Raw genomic sequence first — 19,476 nt, forward strand, 5'->3', positions numbered from 1 at the left:
CCGCTTACTTGAGCTACCGCGACGTCCGCCGTGGTCCGGACCGTCGCTCCCGCGGCCTCACCCTCCGCGGCTGGTCGCGCTTTCGGGCCCGGCCCGCCGACCTCCGTCGCCGGTCGCGAGGCTCTGGAGCTGGGGCGCGGCGCGAGGGGCAGTGCGGCGGGTGTGCGGGGCCGTAGCATGCGACTGCTGGGTCCGGCCGTTGACATCGTCCCATTCTGGGACGCGCGCCGGCCGGACCGTGTGATGGGAGTGTGAAGGTTTTGCGGCGCGTGGTCCGATTCGAGCCGGGCACGGTGCCGGCCGGCGAGGCGGTGACCAAAATGGGTGGTCAGCCCCGGTGGCTGGAGGATCCACAGTGGCCACTGTCGGCCTCGCTCGGCGAGCCGATGCAGTTCATCGGGCAGTTCCGGATCGACGGCGGCGGCGAGGCCCGCCTGGCGTACGTCTTCATGACCGACGGCGACGACTACGTCGACGGCACCTGGGAGCCGGACGGCGGCGAAAACGCGGTCATCGTCCAGCCGGGTGGGCAGGTGCCGCCGTTCGTCACCGTGCGGGCGCAGGCCGAGGGGCCGGCCTGGCCGGCGGCGGACCACCTGCCGGTCGACTTCGTGGTGGACGCCGGCCGGGAGCCGTGGCAGTTTCTGGGTGGCGAGCCGCGCTGGCTGCAGGGTGAGGAGACGCCGGGGCCCGGCTGGCGGTTCGTGGCGCAGCTCACCGACAGCTTCGGCCACAACTTCGGCGACGCGGGCATCGGGTACGTGTTCGTCTCCCCGGACGGGGACGAGGGGCGCTTCCTATGGCAGTGCGGCTGACGGCAGGCCGTAGACGCGGCGGGCCGTGCGGCTGAAGACGTCCTCCCGCACGTCCTGCGGATACGGGGAAAGCGCCCGCTGCCACGCGGACACCAGCGGCGGCAGCTCGGTCCAGATCTTCTCGACCGGAAAGTTGCTGCCCCACATGCAGCGCTCCGGGCCGAACAGCGAAAGGCACGTCGCCGTCACCCGGTCGATCAGCGGCTGGTCCACGCGGTGTACGAACGTGCCCTGGCCGGTCAGCTTGACCACCACGTTCGGCTCCCCGGCCAGGCGGCGCATGCCGCGGGTCCACTCGTCCACCCTGGACGGTTCGTCGCTGTCCGGCATGCCGGCGTGCACCAGCACGAACGTGGTCGTCGGAAACGCCGCCACGAACGCCGCCGCGTCCGCCATCTGCCCGGCGAAGACCTGCAGCTCGAAGAGCCAGCCCAGGTCGGCGAGGGCGGCGATGTTGCGGCGGAAGGTGGGGTCGTTCATGCGGTCCGGCGCGGAGGCGAAGCGGAACTCCGGGCGTTCGTGCCAGTGCAGCTGGAGCCGCACGCCCCGCATCAGCGGCGTGACGGCCGCCTGGCGGCGCATCACGTCGGCGGCGTCCGCGGCGAAGAGGTCCGCGGATCCCACGACGGCGGTGGGCCAGCCGCTTTCCGCGTGTACCTCGCTGAGCCACCGCACCTCGTCGACCGACCGGTCGAGGGGCCAGTTCGTCTGGATGTACACGGAGGACGTGATGCCGCACGCGGTCGCCTCGGCGATGTACTCGGCGGCGAGGTAGTCGCGGCGGATCGGCTCGTAGGGGCCGAAGATCCGCGGCACCATCTCGCCGCTCAGCCACGGCAGGTCCGCCCGCCGCCACAGGTGGTGGTGCGCGTCGACGATGTCGGTCATGGGTTCACTCCGGTGGGAAGAGGCGCCAGGCCGCGCGGCGCGGTCCGGTGACGGCGGCGGGGATGCGCTCCACTTCGGACAGGCCGGTGGCCAGGTCGCGTACGCCGCCGAGGTGGTCGAGGTGCCCCAGCAGGCCGGCCATGCCGCGGGTGACCGGACGGTAGGTGGGGGAGCAGGCCAGCGGCGACCACCACAGCAGCCGGTGGCCCAGCCGGGACAGCCGTTCGGTGGCGCGGACCATCGCGGTGCTGTCGCCGCGCTCCAGGCCGTCGGAGATGACGACGACCAGCGCGCCGCGGGCGAGGGCGAGGTAGCGCGGGTTGGCGAGGAAGCCGGTCAGCGCCGCGCCGATGGCCGTGCCGCCGTCGGCGTCGGTGACCGTGCGGGCGAGGGCGTCCAGCGCGGTGTCGGCGTGGGCGGCCGCGAGCGCGCCGGTGACGCGGGTGAGCCGGGTGCCGAACGTGAAGACCTCGGTGCGCGGGTGCCGTGCGGTGTACACGAGCCGCACCAGGTCGGGCGTGTGCCGCTTGAGCGAGCCGGAGACGTCGAGCAGGACGAGCAGGCGGCGGGCCCGGGGCGGCCGGGTGGTCCAGCGCAGCCGGGTCAGCTCGCCGCCGTCGCGCCGGGCCTGCCGCCACACCCGCCGCATGTCGAGCCGGCGTCCCCGCCGCGCCGGCCGCCGGCGCCGTGACGGGATGACCGGCAGGCTCGCCGGCCAGGCCGCGCGGAGCAGCCGCATCAGCTCGTGCTGCCGGGCGTCCGAGCGGCCGAACGTGCGGCCGCCGGCGGTCGTGGCCGGGCTCGCCTCGACCCCGCCGCCGGGTCGCGCGTCCACCGTGGACGCGGCGTCCCCGCCGCCGCGCGCGGGTGCCTCACCCTCCTCATCGGACGGTGGCGGGACGGGTGCCGCGGCGCTGCCGCCGAACCAGGCGTCGAACACGCTGTCGAAGGCGGCCAGGCCGGCGATGTCGGCGAGCAGCGTGACCCGGGCGTACCAGTAGAGGGCCCGCACGTCCCGAGGCGCGGCGCCGGCGACCGCGCGGAAGAAGTCCGCCTGCTTGGCCGGCGCGGCGCCGACACCCGCCCGGCGCAGCGCGTCCAGGAAGCCCCACAGGTGGTCCGCCGCGAGCCGGCGCGGGTCGTCACCGATGGCCGAACACCTCCTCCGCGTGGCGCTGCACGACCCGGGTGTCCTCCTCGTCCTTGACGAGCAGGCCCAGCGCCCGGCGCAGCGCGCGCGGCCAGCCGTCGCCGCCGTCGGCGAGCGCGGCGGCGCCGCGTGCCCAGTCGACCGACTCGGCGATGCCCGGCCGCTTGAGCAGCGGCAGCTCGCGGATCCGCTGCACCGCCCGGACCAGCTCGGCCGCCGCCTCCTGCGCCAGGCCCGGGACGTGGGCGTGCAGGATCGCCCGCTCGCGCTCCGCGTCGGGAAAGGCGATCCAGTGGTACAGGCAGCGGCGGCGCAGCGCGTCGTGCAGCTCGCGGGTGCGGTTGGAGGTGAGCACGACGACCGGGACGTGCGCGGCGCGCAGGGTGCCGAGCTCCGGGACGGTGATCTGGAAGTCGCTCAGGAACTCCAGCAGGAACGCCTCGAACTCGCTGTCGGCCCGGTCGATCTCGTCGACGAGCAGCACCGCGCCGCGCGCGCACCGGACCGCGCGCAGCAGCGGGCGTTGCAGCAGGAACTCCTCGGCGTACAAATCGCCGATCTCCTCGCCCCGGGACTCGGCGGTGCGCACCCGCAGCAGCTGCTTGGGGTAGTCCCACTCGTAGAGCGCCTGGCCGGAGTCGAGCCCTTCGAAGCACTGCAGGCGGATCAGCTCGCGGTCGAGCACCCGGGACAGCACCGAGGCGAGCGCGGTCTTGCCCACGCCCGGCTCGCCCTCCAGCAGGAGCGGCCGCCCGAGGAACAGCGCCAGGTGTACGGCCGTGAGCAGACCCTCGTCGGCGAAGTAGCCCTCGCGCGCCAGCGCCGCCGCGAGCCGCTCCTCGCCGAGCGGCATCAGAACAGCTCGTGCGCCGTGGTGAGCACGTGCACGCGGCTGGAGGTGTGCGCGCCGGCGTCGGCCGCCGCGGCCTTGCCGTCCTCCGACGCGAAGGCGGCGACCCGCGCCTGCTCGTCGTCGAAGTAGAGCTCGTTGACCGCGTCGTAGGGTGCGTCCTCGGCCACGGCCACGTTCACCGTGTACCGGCGCAGGCCCGGGAGCTTCCTGGCGAACGCGAGGTGGTCCTCGACCACCCACTTCGCGAACTCCTCCTTGGACAAGCCCTCCGCGCGCTTGAGCAACGAGACGACCTTGAGCATTGCGACTCCTCTGCTAACTCTGGTTTCCGCGTAGCTCGTCGAGCCCGCGCAGTACCCGTTCGGGCGTGAAGGGCATGGTGTCCAGCCGCACGCCGCACGCGTCGAAGATGGCGTTGGCGATCGCCGGGATGGGCGCGTTGGCGGTCATCTCGCCGATTCCCTTGGCGCCGAACGGCCCGTTGCCGGCGGGGCGTTCGAGGATCGCGTTGTGGTAGGTGGGGATGTCCGCCGCACCGGGCATCAGGTACTCGTTGAAGTCGGTCGGCCCGTGGTCGCGCACCGGGTAGTACGGCTCGGTCGCCTCGAACAGCGCGTGCGACATGCCCATCCACGCGCCGCCCTCGACCTGCTGGGCGACCATCGCCGGGTTGAGCGCCCGCCCGATCTCGTACACGTTGTGCAGCTCCAGCACCTCGACCACGCCGGTCTCGTCGTCGACCTCGACGACGGCGACCGTGCACGCGTGCGCCTGGCACGAGTCGGGGTCCATCTGCCCGGTCTCCGGCACCGGGTCGTTCTTCTCCTTGAGGAAGATGCCCCGCCCGGAGATCGTGCGCCCGTGCGTGAAGTGCGCGGCGAGGGCCAGGTCGGTGATGTGGATGCGCTTCTCGTCGGCGCCCTTGACCTGGATGTACCCGGTGCCGTCGGTCTCCAGGTCGCCCGCGTCCACCTCCAGCTCCTCGGCGGCGACGGCGAGCATCACCTCGCGCGCCTCGGCGGCGGCCATGATGACGGCGTTGCCGACGCGGTGGGTGCCCCGGCTGGCGAACGTGCCCATGCAGTGCGGCCCGGTGTCGGTGTCGGCGGTGTCGACGATGACGTTCTCCATCGGCAGGCCGAGCGTCTCCGCCGCGCACTGCGCGACCACCGTCTTGAGGCCCTGGCCGAGGTCCACGGAGGAGAGTGAGACGACGAAGGTGCCGGTGGTGGTGGCGTGGATGAGCGCCTGGGACGGGTCGCCGCCCAGGTTCATGCCGGTCGGGTAGTTCACCGAGGCGTACCCGCGCCCGCGCAGCCAGGCCATCTCAGCGCCCCCGGTCCATCGAGGACATCCGCCGGTACTCGTCGGGAAGCTCGTGCCCCACCATCTCCGCCGCCTTCTGGATGACCTCGACCAGCGCGGTGCCCTCGGCGACCTTGCGGTGTGCCTTCAGGTCACCGTCGCGGTAGGCGTTGACAAGCCGCAGCCGCAGCGGGTCCATGTCCAGCGCGCGGGCGATCCGGTCCATCTGGGACTCCAGCGCGAAGTCACCGATCGTCACCCCGAAGCCGCGCATGGCGCTCGACGGCGTGCGGTTGGTATAGACGCAGTGGCAGTCGACCCACACGTTCGGGATCGTGTACGGCCCCGGCATGTGCGCCGCCGCCTTCGTCGTGCCGTACGGGCTGTGCCGCGAGTACGCGCCGGCGTCCACATAGAGCGTGACCTTGCGGCCGGTGATGCGGCCGTCGGCCATCACCGCGTCCTTGATGTAGATGCGCTCGGCCGCGCGCGGGGAGGAGACCTGCATCTCCTCGTACCGGCTGTACACGTACTTGACCGGCCGGCGGGTCAGCATAGCGGCGACGCAGGCGACCGGCTCGACCGCGATGTCGACCTTGCCGCCGAAGCCGCCGCCGACGGTGCCGCCCACGATGCGCAGCTTGTTGAACGGCGTGCCGAGGATCAGCGCCGTGTTGTCGAGCGTGAAGAAGCACGCCTGCGTGTCGGAGTGGATGCGCAACCGGCCGTCCGGCTGCGGCACCACGATGCAGCCGGTGGTCTCGGTGGGCGCGTGCTCGATCGGCGCGGACTGGTACCGCCACTCGAAGACGTGGTCCGCGGCCGCGAACGCCGCCTCCACGTCGCCGAACCGGATCCGCCGGCAGTGGTGCCCTTCGTAGGTGAAGTAGTTGTTGCCGTGGTACTCGTTGACGATCGGCGCCCCCTCGGCGAGCGCCTCCTCCACGTCGAAGACCGCGGGCAGCTCCTCGTACGTCACCTTGACCCGGGCGGCGCCCTCGTGCGCGGCCGCCTCGGTCTCGGCGACCACCGCGCAGATGGGCTCGCCGAGGTAGCGCACCTTCCCCTCGGCCAGCACCGGCTCGTCGTCCGGCTCGACGCCGATCAGCTTGAGCGGGGTGAAGACGTTGTGGGGGATGTCGGCGTGGGTCAGGATCCGCACCACGCCGGGCACCGCGAGCGCCTCGCTCAGGTCGACGTCGAGGATGCGGGCGTGGTGCCGGGCCGAGCGGTGCATCTTGAGGTGGAGCAGGTCCGGCGGGTTGAGGTCCTCGAAGAAGGCGGTGCGCCCGGTGACGTGGCCGAGCGCGTCCGAGCGCTGCACGACCGAGCCGATCACCGTGAAGTCCTCGGCCGGCGCGTCCGGGAAGTACGTGCGGTCCACCGGTACCGTTTTGTACCTCACGACTTCCGCCTCGCCGCCGCGTCGAGGATCGCGTCGACGATCGGGCCGTAGCCGGTGCAGCGGCACACGTTGCCGCTGATCGCCTCGACCACCTCGTCCCGGGTCGGCTCCGGGTTGCGGTCCAGCAGCGCCTCCGCCGCCATGATCATGCCGGCGGTGCAGAAGCCGCACTGGGTGGCGAACCCCTCCAGGAACGCGCTCTGCACCTCGTCGAGCTCGCCGTCGCGGCCCACCCCTTCGAGCGTCCGCACCGAGGCGCCGTCGACGGTCTCCACCGCGACGAGGCAGGACATCACCGGCCGGCCGTCGAGCAGCACGGTGCAGGTGCCGCAGCTGCCCTGCGCGCATCCCCGCTTGGCGGCCATGAGGCCGAGCGTGTCGCGCAGGCTGGACAGCAGCGAGGTGCCCGGCGCGGCGAGGAACTCCCGCGACCGTTCGTTGACGCGGAGGTTGACGACCTGTGAGGCCATGTCACGCCCTCTCTGACGGGTCGGCCTGGCCGAGGAACGCCCGGCGCAGGTGCACCGGCAGGACACGCGTGCGGTACCACGCGCTGGCGTAGCTGTCGTCGAACGGGGCGATGTCGGCGCGCGCCGCCCGTCCCGCCTCCTCCAGCACGTCCGTCGAAAGTGGACGTCCGATGAGGACCCGCTCGGCCGAGGCGGCGCGGACCGGCCGGGGTGCCACGCCGCCTAGCGCGATCCGCGCGGACGTCACGACCCCGCCGGCCGAGCCCACCACCGCGGCCACCGCGACGATGGCGGCCGAGTTCAGCTTGCGGCGCATCGCCTTGTAGTAGAACCACGTGCCCGCCGCCGGCACGGCCAGCCGGACGGCCGTGACCACCTCGCCCGGCGCGACGCCGCCGGCGAGCACCGCTTCGACGGGCACCTCGCGCCCGCCGTCCGGGCCGGCCACCTCGACGGTGGCGTCCAGCGCGAGCAGGCACACCGCGAGGTCGCCGTAGGGCTGTGGCACGAAGAGGTTGCCGCCGACCGTGGCCAGGTTGCGGATCGTGGGTGACGCGACGCTGCGCGCCGCGCCGCGCAGGAACGCCAGCTCGGCGCTCTCCTCGACCTCGGTCAGCGTCGTGGTCGCGCCGACCCGGGCGACCGCGCCGTCGAGGCTGATGCCGCCGATGCCCGCGCGGCGCAGGCTCACCAGCTCGGGGGAGCCGGGCGAACCGCTGTTGACCTGGGCCATCACCACGGTGCCGCCGGCCATCAGCCGGCCGCCGGCGGCGGCGTGGCCGAGCGCGGCCGCGAGGGAGTCCGGAGTACGCACTGCCGTGATCATTTGGAGCGCCTCCTCACCGACTATCGATAATCGGTTACGCGGACGTTACGGCCGCGTGCCTCGCCGCGTCAAGGTCGGCCGCGTGGTTACGATGGCGCCATGACCCCCGACGAGCCCGGGGCGCCGCCGGCGCCCGAGGTCACTCCGCTGGTGACGCGCATGACGCTGTCGCAGCAGATCCGCGAGGCGCTCGTCGTCCGCATCGTCTCCGGCGAGATCCAGCCCGGCGAGCGGTTGGTGGAGACCAGGATCGCCGCGATGTACGGCACGAGCCAGGCACCCGTCCGCGAGGCCCTCCGCGAGCTGGAGGCGATGCGGATGGTGGAGACGCGGCCGCGGCGCGGGACGTTCGTGCGGCACTTCGTGCAGCAGACGCTCCGCGAGAGCTACGTGGTCCGCGCCGCCCTGGAGGAGACCGCGACCCGGCTCGCCATGCTGGCCGGCACGGTGCCCGTCGACGCCCTGCGCGCCGAGGTCAAGGCGATGCGCGCCGCCGCCCGCACCGGCGACGCCGCGGCCGCCGCGCGGGCGAGCGTGGCGTTCCACCGGCACATCGTCGACGCCGCGCACAACGAGCTGCTGAAGCTCTCGTGGGAGGCGCTGCAGATCGAGGCCCGCACCTCGGTGACGATGGTGGCGGCCGAGGTGAAGCTGCGGGACATCGCCCGCGACCACGCCGACCTGCTCAGGTCCATTGAGGACGGCGACCTGGAGACGGCCTGCAAGCACGCGCGCGACCACCAGTGGCACTACGCCGACCTGCCGCACGACGCCCACGGCCGGTCGCGCCGCCAGGTCAGCTGAGCGTTTGCGACGCCTGGGCCGGTCTTCGAGCGACCTGTCGAGGCGAGCCGGGAGCCGGGCGGCGGTCTGGCAGGAATCTCGAAAGCAGGATCTGGAACATCTTTCGCGGTCAGGGTGAGGCGTCCGCGGTGGGCGACCTCACCCCGGGCCTGTTGAGATCGTGGTCGTTTGCTGCCCCGACCGTTGGCTGTGAGCCGCCGCCATGCCCGCGGTTGCCGCCTCACCCTCCGCGGTCGCCCAGCTCAACCCAGGAGCCCGCACCGGCAGATCTTGGCAAGTTAGCGTCGAAATATCGCGCTAACTGACCAAGATTCGAAGCTCGCACCGCCGGCACCTGATCGGCAGTCACCGACCGCGACGACGGAGCCCGCCGACCGGTTCGCGGGTGGTGCGGGCCGGGGCGGCCGTGCTCGGAAGCGCCCGCGGCCCGCACCGGCAGTGCTACCCGCAGGGGTCGGTGCCTGGAGTGCCGGGACGGGCGATGCCGCGCTCGTCGAGGAGGCGTTCCATGCGGGCGGGCCAGGACGACATCAGGCCGTCGGCGCAGGCGTCGATCAGCGTGTTGTACGTGGCCTCGTCCTCCGGGGCGGTGCCGCTGAACCACACGTGCACCGCGTAGCCGTCGGCGTGCGCGCGGGCGATGAACGCCGGCGTGGCGATCGGGACGCCCTGGTACGTGACCGGCACCTGGAGCGCGACCGTGCCGTCGATCGGCCGCACGCCGGCGAAGAAGTAGCTGGTCAGGCCCTGCAGCCCGGGCGCCAGCGCGACCTTCGGCGCCAGCCGGTGGAACTCGGCCACCGCGGCGTCGTTGAACGAGGTCACGATCACGTCGCGGGTGCGGCCGGCCTTGGTGAGCAGGCCGGCCAGCAGGCGGGCGTTGCGCAGGAACGACTCGGTGTCGGCGTCGGTGGTGCCCTTGATCTCGATGCTGAGCGGCACGTACCGGAAGGTCCGCAGCACGTCGCGCACCGTCGGGATCACGAAGTCGGTCGCGTGGTAGCCGCGCGGTGGGCGCTTGTCGTGGGTGCGGACGCCGCGCAGCGGGTACGACTCCGGCGGCAGTCCGGGCACGGCGTTGCGACCCGGCACGAAGTTGTACGCCGCGTCGAGGGCGCGCAGCTCGCGGTAGGTCTTGTCGCGGATCAGCCCGGTGCCGTCGGTGGTGCGGTCGACGGACGCGTCGTGGCTGGCCACGAGCACACCGTCCACAGTCGAGTGAACGTCGAACTCCAGCACGTCGGCGCCGAGGCGGACCGCGCGGCGGAAAGCGTACATCGTATTGGAGGGCGCCTCGCTTTCGCCGCCCTGGTGTGCGATGTGGACGAACGGTTTGTCGAGCCAGTTTTCGCCCCGCCGGCCGGCCTCCGCCGGGGCGGCGCCGAGTGCGAGCAGGGTCAACGGCGCCAGCGTAATCGCGGCGATGCGCCGGGATAGTGGGGTAACGCGCATCATCACAGTATGCGCATTGATCGAAGTGTAAGCGCACACTAGACTCCCACCGCTGGGAGCGCTCCCGAGCGCTCATGGGCACAACCGAATACACGGGGGAGTAGCCGATGCGCATCGGCAGAGCCGTCTTGTCCGCGACGGTCACATTTGCGTTATTAATTGGCGGCGGTGGCGCCGCGTGGGCGGGACCAGGTGGATCGCCGCCCGACGGCTGGGACCTGAAGAAGACCGACTCCGGGTACACGCTGACCTGGCACGCCCCGGCGCCGGTGCCGGTCGGTGGCGCGCTGGTCGGCTTCTACGCAGGCGACCGCCTGCTCGGCCACCCGGCCACCGCGCCGGACCGCCGCAGCCTGCGCCTCACCGTGGCCGGCGCGGCGCCGAGCGACCTCGACGACCTGCGGGTGAAGGCCGGAAACCGGCGGCTGGACGAGGCGGCCGCGGCCGCACCGCGTACCAATGCGGCACCGGTCCAGGCGGCGGCGGTCCTGCCGCCCAACCCGGTCGACCCCGGCGTCGCGGGGTCTTTCACCACGATCTCGGGTGAGTACACACTGCCCGACCTGACGCTGCCGGGCTTCGCCGCGCCGGTGGAGATGCGCGGCTACGTGGTCGCGCCGCAGGGCACGTCGGGCAGCCGGCCGCTGGTGCTGATCCTGCACGGCCGCTACGCGACCTGCTACCAGGGCACCTCGCCGACGCGGCTGGAGTGGCCGTGCTCGTCCGGCTGGACGCCGATCCCGAGCTTCCGCGGCTTCGAGCGCACGCAGCAGCTGCTCGCCTCGCAGGGCTACGTGACCGTGTCCATCTCGGCCAACGGCGTCAACGCGCAGGACACCACCGGGCTGCCGCCCACCGACGGCGGCGCGCAGGCCCGCTCCTCGCTGGTCCGCACCCACCTGTCCCGCTGGGCGGACTGGGCCGGCAGCGGCCGCCCGTCCGCGCCGGCCATCGTCCGCTCGGCGCCGGTGCCCGACCTGACGCGCGTGCTGCTCGTCGGCCACTCCCGCGGCGGCGAGGGCGTCAGCCGGGCCGCGCTGGACAGCCTCACCCCGCCGCCGGCCGGCCAGGACGGGTACACCGGGACGGTGCGCTGGCAGATCCGCGGCCTCGCCATGATCGGCCCGACGCTCACCGGGCAGAACCCGGCTCCGGACGTGCCGTCGATGGTGATCCTGCCCGGTTGCGACGGCGACGTGAACGATCTGGAGGGCCAGCTGTACGCGGACGCGACGCGCGGTGTCAGCCGCGGGTTCGCCCTGCACAGCGCGGTGCACGTGACCGGTGCCAACCACAACTACTTCAACACCGAGTGGACGCCGGGCCTGGCCGCGGCGCCGGCGTACGACGACTACCCGAGCCCGTACGACCCGACGTGCCGGTCGAGCTCGACGCTGCGCCTGACCCCGACGGTGCAGCAGAACGTGGGCGCGACGTACGTCGCCGCGGCGGCGGCCACGTTCGTCGCCGGCAACGACCAGGTGCGGCCGCTGATCGACGGCTCGGGCTTCCGCGCCCCGTCGGCCGACCCGGCGGTCATCCTGACCAGCGCGGTGGGCGGCAACCGGCAGCGGCTGCTGGTGCCGGACACCTCGACCGTGGTGAGCGGTTCGGGCGCCCGCGTGTGCGAGCAGGTGGTGCTGTCCAGCAGCACGACCGGCTGCGACACGTCGACCTCGCCGAACTTCGTCGCGTTCGAGGGCGTCCGCCCGGAGGCGGGCCGGTACGCGGTGCAGTTCCAGTGGCCGTCGGCGGGCACCGTCTACACGGTCCGGCCGCCGAGCCCGGTGTCGATCTCCTCGTCCACCCAGCTGGCGCTGCGGTTGCTCATCGGCGGCGGCACGACGGGCACCCAGCTCGACGTGGCGATCACCGACAGCTCGGGCCGGCGGGCGGTGCTCGGTTCGGCGACGCTCGACGGGGTGCCGTGGCCGACGCAGACGTACGCCGACTGGGCGCAGGAGGTCCGCTTCCCGCTGAGCCCGGCCACCTCGGCCGGTCTCAACCTGAGCCAGGTCGCCTCCCTGGAGATCACGCCGCGTACCGCGTCGCTGCGGCCGGCGTGGCTCGTCGACGCGTGGGGCTGGCGCTCCGGCATCCCCTCGCCGCAGCCGGTCTCGCTGCCCCGCGTCGACCTCGGCGAGCTGACCGTGCAGGAGGGCAACTCCGGCACGGTGACCTACCAGGTGCCGGCGCGCGTGACCCGCACGAGCAGCACCGGCAGCGGGCAGGTGCGCGTCTTCGTCGTCAACCCGGCGACGGGCGCGGCGACGGCGACCGTGGTGAGCGTCCCCTCGGGCAGCACCTCGATCTCCGTCCCGATCCAGGTCACCGGCAACACGACGCCCGGTGACGGCCGCACCTACCTGGTGGCGGTCAAGCCGGTCACCGGCGTCTTCACCGGCGACGTCTACGGCCAGCTGGTCGTGCAGGACGACGACGCCTAGCTCTCACCAGGTCCCCTCCCCGCGGCGGGCCACGCCGCGGGGAGGGGACCCGCCGTACCAGCGGCGTTCGGCCCACGGCTCGACAGCGAGGGCCGCCGCGACCGCGCCGAGCGCGAGCGCCGTGGCCAGCACGTCGCGCGAGGCCCAGCCGGCGGCGCCGACACCGGCCGCCGCGACCAGCGGACGCAGCAGCGTGCACGGGCCGAGGACCAGCGCGGCGGCCAGGAAGCGGTGCTGCCAGCGCAGCACGAGGTAGCCGGCGAGGGCCGCGAGGACCAGCCCGGCGAAGGGCAGGTACACCGCCAGCATCGCCCGCCCCGCCGTCACGTAGGTGGCCAGGCGACCGTCCCGCACGGCCACGTCGAGGAGTGTGACCGCCGCGACGGGCGCGAGCAGGCCCGCGCTGAGCCCGAGGCCGCGCAGGTGGGCCAGGACGTCGCGATGGCGGTGGCGGATCAGGCCGGTGCGCCCCAGCGAGGAGCGGAAGCCGGCGAACATGCTGTCCAGCAACGCGAGCGCGGTCAGCGCGGCCGCCTCCCTCACGCCGCGGCCCGCACGCCGGTGACCGGGCGGAGCACGTCCAGCGGGCGGGGCAGCCACGCCGGACCGTCGGCGCAGGCCACCTCGTAGCCGGGCGCGCCGGCCCGCGCGGCTTCCAGGAGCGCGGCGGCCGGGTGCGCCCGCCGTACCGAGAGCACGCCGTCGTGGCGCGAGACCGGCTCGCGCATGCGTGCGGCGTGCAGCACCCAGGCGCCGAGCGTCGACCACGGGCCGGGACGCACGTCCCAGTGTGCGAACGCGGCGACACCCAGCCGGTTCTGCGCGGCGAAGAACGACGGCAGCGCGCCCGCCGGAAGGTGGTGCAGCAGCCCGGAGGAGACCATCACGCACGGGGTACCGCCGTCGACGGCGACGCCCGGCGCGAAGGCGTCTCCGGCCACGAAGCGGCACGGCAGCCCTTCGGCGGCGGCCAGGTCCGCGGCGTGCGCGACGAGGTGCCGGTTGAGGTCGACGCCGACGAGCTCCACGTCCGGACCCAGCGGGCGGTGTGCGGCCAGCCAGCGCAGCACGTAGCCGAGGCCGCACCCGACGTCCACCACCCGCACCGGCCGCCCGCCGCCGAGGTCGCGCACCCACGGCGCCACGGTCTGCGCGATACGGCGCCCCAGCTGCAGCTCCTCCTCGAGCCGTTGCAGCTCGTAGTGCACGCGCAACAGCAGCGCGTCGACCGCGGCCGGGTCGAGCAGGCCGTCGCGGGCCGGCATGCGGCGTACCAGCCGCGCCGCCCGCCGCTGCCCGGCGGCCTCGACCGCCACCGGGCGCCGGGTCCCGGACGCGTCCCACTCCCACAGCAGGTCGGTGATCTCGACCGGCGGCGGCGTCGGGGTACGCCCGGCCAGGGCTCGCGGCACATCCGCATCCTGCCCGACGGGTATCGGCCGCAGCGTGGGGGTAACCCGCCTGTTGAGGGAGGTGAAGCATGTCCGGTAGAGCCAAGCTGTGGTTGTGGATCGCCATCGCGGTGGTGGTCGTCGTGGTCATCATCATCGCGGTCGCCGCGAGCGGCGGCGGAGGTGGTGGCGGAGGCGGCGGTGGCGGGTACTGACGGCCTCGATGTGCGTCACGTCACCGCTGCGTACGGTCACGCCGGCGGGCGCTGTCCCGTCCAGGAGGCATGACGGAAAACCCCAGCACCAAGCACCGCGTGGTGGTCGTCGGTGCCGGGTTCGGCGGGCTGTTCGCGGCCAAGCAGCTGCGTTCGCCGGCCGTCTCGGTGACGCTGATCAACGGCACGACGTACCACCTGTTCGAGCCGCTGCTGTACCAGGTCGCGACCGGAATCCTGTCCGAGGGTGAGGTGGCGCCGCCGATCCGCGAGATCTTCAAGCGCCGCCGCAACCTCGACGTCCAGCTCGGCTGGGTGACCGACGTCGACGTGGCCGGCAAGGCCGTCGTCGTCAGCGCCCCGGACGGGCGCGAGCGGCGGGTGCCGTACGACTCGCTGGTCGTGGCGGCGGGCGCGCGCAACTCGTACTTCGGCGAGGAGGGCTTCGCCGAGCACGCGCCGTCGCTGAAGAACATCGACGACGCGCTGGAGCTGCGCAGCCGGATCTTCCACGCCTTCGAGATGGCGGACCTGGAGGAGGACCCGGAGGCCCGCCGCCGCTGGCTGACCTTCGTGCTCATCGGCGCCGGGCCCACCGGCGTGGAGCTGGCCGGCCAGATCGCCGAGCTGGCGCACCGCGCGCTCAAGGGCCAGTACCGCCACGCCGACCTCGCCGAGACACGGGTGATCCTGCTCGACGCCGCCGACCGCGTGCTGCCCGCCTTCGACGCGCCGCTGTCGGCGAAGGCGCACAAGCAGCTCACCAGGATGGGCGTGGACGTGCGGCTCGACACCCGCGTGGTCGACGTCGACGCGGGCGGCGTGAAGGTCGACGCCGGCGGGGGCGGCGAGCGGATCGAGGGGTACACCAAGATCTGGGCCGCGGGGGTGGCCGCGCCCGCGCTCGCCGGCCGGATCGCACAGGCCACCGGCGTGCCGACCGACCGGGCCGGCCGGATCCGCGTCGAGCCGGACCTCACCGTCCCCGGCCACCCGGAGATCTTCGTGGTCGGCGACATGGCGGCGCTCGACCTGCCCGGCGTGGCGCAGGTCGCGATGCAGGGCGGCCGCTACGCCGCCCGCGTGATCCAGGGCCGGCTCGACGGCCGCCCGCCGAAGCGCCCGTTCCGGTACCTCGACAAGGGCAACATGGCCACGATCGGCCGATTCGCGGCGGTGGCGAACGTGGGCAAGCTGCACGTCGGCGGCCTGATCGGGTGGCTGATGTGGCTGGCCGTGCACGTGTTCTACCTGATCGGTTTCAAGAACAAGGTGACCACGCTGCTGCACTGGGTCGTGAGTTTCCTCGGCCGCGGCCGGGCCGAACGCGTCGCCCTCGGCGGAAGGTCGGTTCCGAACGCGGAAGACCGGGTGTGACAGCAGGCGCGCGCCTGGCGTACGCGATCCGCCGCCGGCGGCATAGCCTGTCCCGGTGCCGTTGATGTTGCGCCCGGCCCGGGCTCTCGCCGCCGCCGTCCTGGCCCTGCTCGCCGGCGGGCTCGCGGTCCCCGGCCCGGCCCGGGCCGACGGTCCGATGCGCCTGGCCGGCCAGGTCACCGACGAGGTGGGCGCCCTGGACGGGCGCGAGGCCGAGGTCACGGCCGCCCTCGACCGCCTGCGGGCGGACGCGGGGCTCCAGCTCTTCGTCGTGTACGTGCGCTCGTTCGACGGCACGCCCGCGCAGCGGTGGGCGGACGAGACGGCCACCCGCAGCGACTTCGGCCTGCGCGACGCGGTCCTCGCCGTGGCCACGCACGACAGGTCGTACGCGTACGCCTTCGACACCCAGTTCCCCTCACCGACACCCAGCTCGACGTCGTGGCCACCGTCGCGATCGAGCCGGCGCTGTCGGCGAACGACTGGGCCGGCGCGGCCGTCGCCGCCGCCGACGGGTACCGGGCGGTGCTGGCCGGCGAGCCGGTGCCCAGCCCGCGGATCCAGCCCGGCGAGGCGGACCCCGGCGGCGGGGGTGGCGGGGCCGGCGCGTGGATCGGCGGGGCGCTCTGCCTGCTGCTCGTCGCCGGCGGCGTGGTCCTCGTCGTGTGGCTGCTGCGGCGCCGCCGCCCCCGCCCCGCGGCGGTGCCGGCCGGCCCCAGCACCGCGGAGCTGACCACCCGGGCCAACGACCTGCTGGTCGAGCTCGACAACGACCTGCGCGCCAGCGAGCAGGAGCTGAGCCTCGCCACCGGGCGGTACGGCGCCGAGGCGACCGCGTCGTACACGGCGGCGCTGGACAGCGCCCGCCAGGACGTGGCCGAGGCGTTCCGGCTGCGGATGACGCTCGACGAGACACCCGGCCCGGACGAGGCGACCCGCCGGGGCACGCTCGAGGAGATCATCCGGCGGTGTACCGCGGCGGACGGCCGGCTCGACGCGGAGTCGGAGGCGTTCGACGCGCTGCGCGACCTGGAGGCGCGGGTCGAGGCGGAGGCGGCCGAGCTGGCCGGGCGGCGGGCGGCCGTCGAGGCGCGGATCCCGGCCGCCGGCGCCGCCCTCGACGCGGTCCGCGGCCGGTACGTGGGCCCGGTGGCCACCGCGATCGCCGGCAACGTCGACCAGGCCCGGCAGCGGCTGGAGTTCGCCGGCTCGGTGGCCGGGCAGGCCACCGAGGCGGTCACGGCCGGCGACCGCCCCCGCGCGGCGCTCGCGGTACGCGCCGCCGAGGAGGCGCTCGGCCAGGCCGAGACCCTGCTCGACGCCGTCGAGCGTGGACGAAGCGACCTGGACGCGGCCCGCTCCGGCATCGACGCCCTCGTCGCCGAGGTCGAGTCCGACCTCGCCGCCGCCCGCGCCGCGCAGCCGGGCACCCCGCCCTGGCCGCCGCGATCGCCGGCGCCGAGCAGGTGCTGGCCTCGACCCGCGAGGCGGCCGCCGCGCCCGCGACCGACCCGCTCGCCGCGACCGCGCGGCTGGAGGAGGCGGACGCCGCGCTCGACCGGGCCCTGGCCGAGGTGCGCGACGCCGCCGAACGGGCCGCGCGGGCCCGGGCGATGCTCGACCACGCCCTGGTCACCGCCCGCGCCGAGGTCTCCGCCGCCGCTGACTTCATCGCCACGCGGCGGGGTGCCGTGGCCAGCCAGCCCCGCGCCTGGCTCGCGCAGGCACAGCAGCACCTCGCCCGCGCCGAGGCACTGGCCGCCGCCGACCCGGCCGCCGCGCTGCCCGAGGCGCAGCGGGCCGGCCAGCTCGCCGCCGAGGCCGGCCGGGCCGCACAGTCCAACGTGGACCAATGGTCGCCACCGGGCATCGGCGGCATCGGGGGCGGTGGCGGCGGTACCGACGTGCTGCTCGGCATGATCCTCGGCGGCATCCTGTCCGGCGGCGGCGGTGGCGGCCGCTCCCGCGGCTGGGGCGGCGGCGGCTTCCGCGGCGGCGGGTTCGGTGGCAGCGGCAGCCGCTCCCGGCGCACCGGCGGCGGCCGGTTCTAACCCGGGGCGATGCGCCACCGTCGACCGTCCGCCACCTGGCGGAGCTGGCCGGCGGCGGCGCGGCGCTGGAGTTCGGCGTCGGCACCGGCCGGGTCGCGCGGCTCTGACGTCGGCCGCCCCGGAGGCCCGCTTGGGCGCGGCGGCCACCAACCTTGGCCGGCTTCGCCGGCACGGGTGACCAGCCGCCGAAGGCCGTCGGTCACCCGGTGAAGGCTGGTGGCCAGCGCGCTAGGGGCGCTCCACGCGGACAGCGTCGCCGCGCACGAGCTGGTCGTGGATGCGCCACCGCGCGGTGACGACCTCCCGGCCGGCCCGCTCGTCGCCGCGCGCCAGGCGCTCGCGGAGCAGGCGCAACGCGATGCTCCGGTTCAGGCTGAGCTGCCGCTCGGTGTCGACCACCACGACCGTCCCGGTAGGACGGTGGGTGGCGCGGACCGCGGTGCTGGCCTTGTTGCGGTGCTGGCCGCCCGGCCCACCGGTGCGGCACGCCACGATGTCCACATCGGACTCGGCGAAGACGGTCCGGGGCGCGCCGACCTCGCAGCGCTGGGCGGTCACGTACCAGTTCTTCCGGCCGGCGCCGCTGCGGTACGGGCTGGGCGCCTGCCAGCACAGCGTCCCGGTCCAGGTGGCGGCGAACGCCTCGGCGCCGTCGCCGGCGAGCTCCAGCAGGATCGAGCGGTACGTGCCCGGCCGGTCGCCCGCCACCACCTCGACCCGGCGGGTGGCGACCCGCCGCCGTGCCGCCTCCGACTCCAGCCGGCCGGCCAGCCGGGCCAGCGCCCACGCGCACTCGCGCGGACCGCGGCCGGCGGACAGCAGCAGGTGCGGGCTCATCGGCGGCGCGCCGCGGCGGCGGTCTTGTACGTGACGAGCGGCACCGTGGTGGCGACCGGCGTCGCCAGGCCGTGGTCGGTGAGGTCGCCGACCACCTGCTCGATCCGCTTGTACGCGGTCGGCGCCTCCTCGAAAAGCAGCTGCCGGTCGCCGCACACGACAAGCGACCCCAGCGGGGTGCGGCGCAGCTCCTCGACCGTGTGCTTGGCCCGCCCCCGGCGCAGCGCGTCCGCCCGGGACATCTTGCGCCCCGCTCCGTGCGCCACCGAGTGGTTGGCCTCCGGCCCGGCGTGCCCGGCCACCAGGTACGAGCGGGTGCCGCGGGTACCGGCCACCAGCACGTCGCGGCCGTCGCCCGGTGCCGCGCCCTTGCGGTGCAGGTACGTCCCGGCGCGCACCTCGACGAGGTTGTGGCACACGTCGACGACCGGCTCGGTGGGCTCGGCGCCCAGCGCGTACGCGACCCGGGCGGCCATCAGCCGGCGGTTGAGCGAGCCCCACGCCACGGCCTCGTCGTGCGCCGCGAGGTAGGCCGCCGGGTCGGCAGCGGGCCCGGCGCCGTGTACCTCGGTGTGTGCCCGGAGGATCCGCTCGCCGAGGCCGCGCGAGCCACTGTGGACGATGAGCACCAGGTCGCCGGCGGCGACGCCGACCCGGTGCGCGTGGTCCGCCGCCAGGACGGTGTCGACGCGGGCAAGCTCCACGAAGTGGTTGCCGCGCCCGACCGTGCCGAGCCCGTCGAGGTGGCCGGCCGGGATGTCGCCGCCGGCGGCGTCCCACGCCGGGTCGCCGGCGTCCCGCTCCGGGTCGAGCGGCACGTCCAGGTCGGGGAAGCGGGCGGCGAGCTTTTCCGGCACGGCGCGCTTGAGCCGGATCGGGAAGACCGCGATGCCGCAGCCGATGTCCGAGCCGACGAGAAACGGGTACAGCACGGTGGAGCTCATCGCGGCGCCGATCGGCGCGCCCTTGCCGGGATGCAGGTCGGGCATGCCGGCGACGTGGCGCATGCCGTCGAGCGCGGCGACCTGGTGGCACTGCGCGACGGCGTCGGACTCGATCCAGCTGCTCGCCGCGGCGAACACGGTGACGGTGGCAACGCCCGAGGTGGGGGCAGACAAGACGACGCTCTCTCTTCGCTGGGGAAGGCGGGGGACCGGTGCGGGTGCTCTCCGTCAGAACGTCATGGAGTA

20 protein-coding genes and 1 pseudogene are annotated in these 19,476 nt (G+C 74.3%); 8 read left to right on the plus strand and 13 right to left on the minus strand.

The features are described 5' to 3' along the window. The first annotated feature begins 269 nt into the window (after positions 1–269). Complete coding sequence (locus Phou_RS32815) at positions 270–815, plus strand: YwqG family protein (protein WP_218579305.1); 546 nt, start codon at positions 270–272, stop codon at positions 813–815. On the opposite strand, the gene Phou_RS32820 is transcribed toward Phou_RS32815, so the two are convergent. Genes Phou_RS32820 through Phou_RS32855 form a run of 8 tightly spaced genes read right to left on the minus strand, consistent with a single transcriptional unit; the run spans position 798 to position 7,712 of the window. After that, a complete protein-coding gene (locus Phou_RS32820; RefSeq protein ID WP_173063345.1) occupies positions 798–1,703 on the minus strand; it encodes an amidohydrolase family protein in 906 nt (301 codons plus the stop codon). The two genes, Phou_RS32815 and Phou_RS32820, sit on opposite strands and share 18 nt — an antisense overlap. A 4-nt stretch (positions 1,704–1,707) precedes the next feature. Further along, positions 1,708–2,853: a VWA domain-containing protein gene (locus tag Phou_RS32825; RefSeq protein WP_503827012.1), complete on the minus strand. Its 1,146-nt coding sequence runs from the start codon at positions 2,851–2,853 to the stop codon at positions 1,708–1,710. Further along, positions 2,846–3,706, minus strand: coding sequence for an AAA family ATPase (locus tag Phou_RS32830; RefSeq protein ID WP_173063349.1), 861 nt, complete (start codon positions 3,704–3,706; stop codon positions 2,846–2,848). Before Phou_RS32830 ends, Phou_RS32825 begins: the two co-directional genes overlap by 8 nt. After that, complete coding sequence (locus Phou_RS32835; protein WP_173063351.1) at positions 3,706–4,008, minus strand: EthD family reductase; 303 nt, start codon at positions 4,006–4,008, stop codon at positions 3,706–3,708. The genes Phou_RS32830 and Phou_RS32835 overlap by 1 nt, the downstream gene beginning before the upstream one ends. Positions 4,009–4,021: 13 nt before the next feature. Then, entirely contained in the window at positions 4,022–5,032 is a 1,011-nt protein-coding gene (locus Phou_RS54640; RefSeq protein ID WP_173063353.1) for a xanthine dehydrogenase family protein molybdopterin-binding subunit, read from the minus strand. Between the two features lies 1 nt (position 5,033). Further along, positions 5,034–6,416, minus strand: a complete 1,383-nt coding sequence (locus Phou_RS54645; RefSeq protein WP_173063356.1) for a xanthine dehydrogenase family protein molybdopterin-binding subunit — start codon at positions 6,414–6,416, stop codon at positions 5,034–5,036. Then, entirely contained in the window at positions 6,413–6,886 is a 474-nt protein-coding gene (locus Phou_RS32850) for a (2Fe-2S)-binding protein (RefSeq protein ID WP_173063359.1), read from the minus strand. Before Phou_RS32850 ends, Phou_RS54645 begins: the two co-directional genes overlap by 4 nt. A 1-nt stretch (position 6,887) precedes the next feature. Beyond that, positions 6,888–7,712 (minus strand): FAD binding domain-containing protein, encoded by an 825-nt coding sequence (locus Phou_RS32855; protein WP_173063362.1) that lies wholly within the window; start codon positions 7,710–7,712, stop codon positions 6,888–6,890. A 99-nt stretch (positions 7,713–7,811) separates the two neighbouring features. Between Phou_RS32855 and Phou_RS32860 the strand changes: the two genes are divergently transcribed. Continuing rightward, a complete protein-coding gene (locus Phou_RS32860; protein WP_173063365.1) occupies positions 7,812–8,516 on the plus strand; it encodes a GntR family transcriptional regulator in 705 nt (234 codons plus the stop codon). A 441-nt stretch (positions 8,517–8,957) separates the two neighbouring features. On the opposite strand, the gene Phou_RS32865 is transcribed toward Phou_RS32860, so the two are convergent. Further along, positions 8,958–9,917 carry a glycerophosphodiester phosphodiesterase family protein gene (locus tag Phou_RS32865; protein WP_218579306.1) on the minus strand — a complete coding sequence of 320 codons (960 nt, stop codon included), beginning with the start codon at positions 9,915–9,917 and terminating at the stop codon, positions 8,958–8,960. A gap of 158 nt (positions 9,918–10,075) precedes the next feature. On the opposite strand from Phou_RS32865, the gene Phou_RS32870 reads away from it, so the two are divergent. Continuing rightward, positions 10,076–12,415: an alpha/beta hydrolase gene (locus Phou_RS32870; protein WP_173063371.1), complete on the plus strand. Its 2,340-nt coding sequence runs from the start codon at positions 10,076–10,078 to the stop codon at positions 12,413–12,415. A gap of 3 nt (positions 12,416–12,418) precedes the next feature. Here Phou_RS32870 and Phou_RS32875 read toward each other — a convergent pair whose 3' ends face one another. Together Phou_RS32875 and Phou_RS32880 are read right to left on the minus strand one after the other, a co-directional pair. Next, positions 12,419–12,958 carry an oxidoreductase gene (locus Phou_RS32875; protein WP_173063374.1) on the minus strand — a complete coding sequence of 180 codons (540 nt, stop codon included), beginning with the start codon at positions 12,956–12,958 and terminating at the stop codon, positions 12,419–12,421. Continuing rightward, the gene (locus tag Phou_RS32880) at positions 12,955–13,827 is read right to left on the minus strand and encodes a methyltransferase domain-containing protein (protein WP_178134987.1); all 873 of its coding nucleotides are present in this window, start codon (positions 13,825–13,827) and stop codon (positions 12,955–12,957) included. The genes Phou_RS32875 and Phou_RS32880 overlap by 4 nt, the downstream gene beginning before the upstream one ends. 68 nt (positions 13,828–13,895) lie before the next feature. On the opposite strand from Phou_RS32880, the gene Phou_RS54650 reads away from it, so the two are divergent. The 5 genes and pseudogenes from Phou_RS54650 (at position 13,896) to Phou_RS51460 (ending at position 17,449) form a co-directional block, all read left to right on the plus strand. After that, positions 13,896–14,021 (plus strand): hypothetical protein, encoded by a 126-nt coding sequence (locus Phou_RS54650; RefSeq protein WP_281365103.1) that lies wholly within the window; start codon positions 13,896–13,898, stop codon positions 14,019–14,021. A 69-nt stretch (positions 14,022–14,090) separates the two neighbouring features. Next, positions 14,091–15,398, plus strand: a complete 1,308-nt coding sequence (locus Phou_RS32885; protein ID WP_173063377.1) for an NAD(P)/FAD-dependent oxidoreductase — start codon at positions 14,091–14,093, stop codon at positions 15,396–15,398. Positions 15,399–15,555: 157 nt separating this feature from the next. Further along, positions 15,556–15,747: pseudogene (locus Phou_RS53355) on the plus strand (TPM domain-containing protein); the annotation flags it as partial. A 92-nt stretch (positions 15,748–15,839) separates the two neighbouring features. Beyond that, entirely contained in the window at positions 15,840–17,318 is a 1,479-nt protein-coding gene (locus tag Phou_RS53360; RefSeq protein WP_246274010.1) for a hypothetical protein, read from the plus strand. Continuing rightward, a complete protein-coding gene (locus Phou_RS51460; protein ID WP_218579308.1) occupies positions 17,303–17,449 on the plus strand; it encodes a hypothetical protein in 147 nt (48 codons plus the stop codon). Before Phou_RS53360 ends, Phou_RS51460 begins: the two co-directional genes overlap by 16 nt. 228 nt (positions 17,450–17,677) lie before the next feature. On the opposite strand, the gene prfH is transcribed toward Phou_RS51460, so the two are convergent. Then, on the minus strand, positions 17,678–18,286 hold the full coding sequence (gene prfH / locus Phou_RS32895) for a peptide chain release factor H (RefSeq protein WP_173063380.1): 609 nt from the start codon (positions 18,284–18,286) through the stop codon (positions 17,678–17,680). Next, entirely contained in the window at positions 18,283–19,404 is a 1,122-nt protein-coding gene (locus Phou_RS32900; protein WP_173063383.1) for an RNA ligase RtcB family protein, read from the minus strand. The genes prfH and Phou_RS32900 overlap by 4 nt, the downstream gene beginning before the upstream one ends. Positions 19,405–19,476 lie beyond the last annotated feature (72 nt).

This window comes from Phytohabitans houttuyneae (genome assembly GCF_011764425.1).
Classification (GTDB): domain Bacteria; phylum Actinomycetota; class Actinomycetes; order Mycobacteriales; family Micromonosporaceae; genus Phytohabitans; species Phytohabitans houttuyneae.

Bases quoted from the DNA above. Each gene is read 5' to 3' on its own strand.
- Phou_RS54650 (WP_281365103.1), top strand. From the start codon at position 13,896: ATGTCCGGTAGAGCCAAGCTGTGGTTGTGGATCGCCATCGCGGTGGTG.
- Phou_RS32820 (WP_173063345.1), bottom strand. From the start codon at position 1,703: ATGACCGACATCGTCGACGCGCACCACCACCTGTGGCGGCGGGCGGAC.
- Phou_RS32870 (WP_173063371.1), top strand. From the start codon at position 10,076: ATGCGCATCGGCAGAGCCGTCTTGTCCGCGACGGTCACATTTGCGTTA.
- Phou_RS32850 (WP_173063359.1), bottom strand. From the start codon at position 6,886: ATGGCCTCACAGGTCGTCAACCTCCGCGTCAACGAACGGTCGCGGGAG.
- Phou_RS32860 (WP_173063365.1), top strand. From the start codon at position 7,812: ATGACCCCCGACGAGCCCGGGGCGCCGCCGGCGCCCGAGGTCACTCCG.
- Phou_RS32885 (WP_173063377.1), top strand. From the start codon at position 14,091: ATGACGGAAAACCCCAGCACCAAGCACCGCGTGGTGGTCGTCGGTGCC.
- Phou_RS32830 (WP_173063349.1), bottom strand. From the start codon at position 3,706: ATGCCGCTCGGCGAGGAGCGGCTCGCGGCGGCGCTGGCGCGCGAGGGC.
- Phou_RS54640 (WP_173063353.1), bottom strand. From the start codon at position 5,032: ATGGCCTGGCTGCGCGGGCGCGGGTACGCCTCGGTGAACTACCCGACC.
- Phou_RS32855 (WP_173063362.1), bottom strand. From the start codon at position 7,712: ATGATCACGGCAGTGCGTACTCCGGACTCCCTCGCGGCCGCGCTCGGC.
- prfH (WP_173063380.1), bottom strand. From the start codon at position 18,286: ATGAGCCCGCACCTGCTGCTGTCCGCCGGCCGCGGTCCGCGCGAGTGC.
- Phou_RS32835 (WP_173063351.1), bottom strand. From the start codon at position 4,008: ATGCTCAAGGTCGTCTCGTTGCTCAAGCGCGCGGAGGGCTTGTCCAAG.